General features: G+C 65.9%; 1 protein-coding gene and 1 pseudogene. Both read left to right on the forward strand.

The window, feature by feature from the left end:
- Positions 1-870 (forward strand): annotated as a pseudogene (istA, locus tag PSOLE_RS23335) (IS21-like element ISPpu7 family transposase); the annotation flags it as partial.
- Between the two features lie 17 nt (positions 871-887).
- A partial coding sequence (istB, locus tag PSOLE_RS23340; protein WP_088339365.1) for an IS21-like element ISPpu7 family helper ATPase IstB occupies positions 888-1,525 on the forward strand: 638 nt, incomplete at its 3' end.

Genomic DNA, 1,525 nt, shown 5'->3' on the forward strand with positions numbered 1-1,525 from the left:
TACGAGCCGGACATCAACCCCAGCTACCGCGATCTGGCCGAGCACTATGGCGTGGCGGTGGTGCCGGCGCGGGCACGCAAACCGCGCGACAAGGCCAAGGCCGAAGTCGGCGTGCAGGTGGTCGAGCGCTGGATCCTCGCCGCCCTGCGCAACCGCCAGTTCTTCTCCTTGGACGAACTCAACACGGCCATCGCCGGGTTGCTGGAGCGGCTCAACCAACGCCCGTTCAAGAAGCTGCCGGGCTCCCGGCAGTCGGCCTTCGACAGCCTGGATCGTCCGGCGCTGCGCCCCCTGCCGGAGCAACCCTACGTCTACGCCGAGTGGAAGAAGGCGCGGGTGCACATCGACTACCACGTCGAGGTCGATGGGCATTACTACTCGGTGCCGTATCAACTGGTGAAGAAGCAGCTGGAGGTGCGCCTGACGGCGCGCACCGTCGAGTGTTTCCACGCCAACCAGCGAGTGGCCAGCCACCTGCGCTCAATGCACAAGGGCAGGCACAGCACGCAGGCCGAGCACATGCCCAAGAGCCATCGCGAGCATGCCGAGTGGACGCCGCAACGGCTGATCCGCTGGGCCGAGCAGACCGGGCCGAACACCGCCGGCGTGATCCGGCACATCCTCGAACGGCGCATCCATCCGCAGCAGGGCTACCGGGCCTGCCTGGGCATCCTGCGCCTGGGTAAAACCCACGGTGAGGCGCGTCTGGAGTTGGCCTGCCGTCGCGCCATCAGCCTCGGCACGTGCAGCTACAAGAGCCTCGAATCGATCCTGCGCCAGGGGCTGGAGAACCTGCCGCTAGCTCAAACCAACCTGCCGCTACTACCGGACGACCACGCCAACCTGCGCGGATCCGCCTACTACCACTGACCCCAAGGAAACTCACCATGCTGCCCCATCCGACCCTGGACAAGCTGCAAACCCTGCGCCTGCACGGCATGCTCAAGGCGCTGAATGAACAACTGAAAACCCCGGACATCGACAGCCTGAGCTTCGAAGAACGCCTCGGCTTGCTGGTCGACCGCGAGCTGACCGAACGCGATGACAAGCGCCTGAGCAGCCGCCTGCGCCAGGCCCGGCTCAAGCACAACGCCTGCCTCGAAGACATCGACTACCGCAGCCCGCGCGGACTGGATAAGGCGCTGATCCTGCAACTGAGCAGTGGTCAGTGGCTGCGCGACGGCCTCAACCTGATCATCGGCGGCCCCACCGGTGTCGGTAAAACCTGGCTGGCCTGCGCCCTGGCCCACCAGGCCTGCCGGGAGGGCTACAGCGTGCGCTACCTGCGCCTGCCACGTTTGCTGGAAGAACTGGGTCTGGCCCATGGCGACGGGCGCTTCGCCAAGCTGATGAACAGCTACGCCAAGACCGACCTGCTGATCCTCGATGACTGGGGCCTGGCCCCGTTCACCGGCGAGCAACGGCGCGACATGCTGGAGCTACTGGACGACCGTTACGGCCAGCGCTCGACCATCGTCACCAGCCAGATGCCGGTGGACAACTGGCACGAACTGATCGGCGATCC

Source organism: Pseudomonas oleovorans subsp. oleovorans, from assembly GCF_002197815.1.
In the GTDB taxonomy this organism is placed as follows: domain Bacteria; phylum Pseudomonadota; class Gammaproteobacteria; order Pseudomonadales; family Pseudomonadaceae; genus Aquipseudomonas; species Aquipseudomonas oleovorans.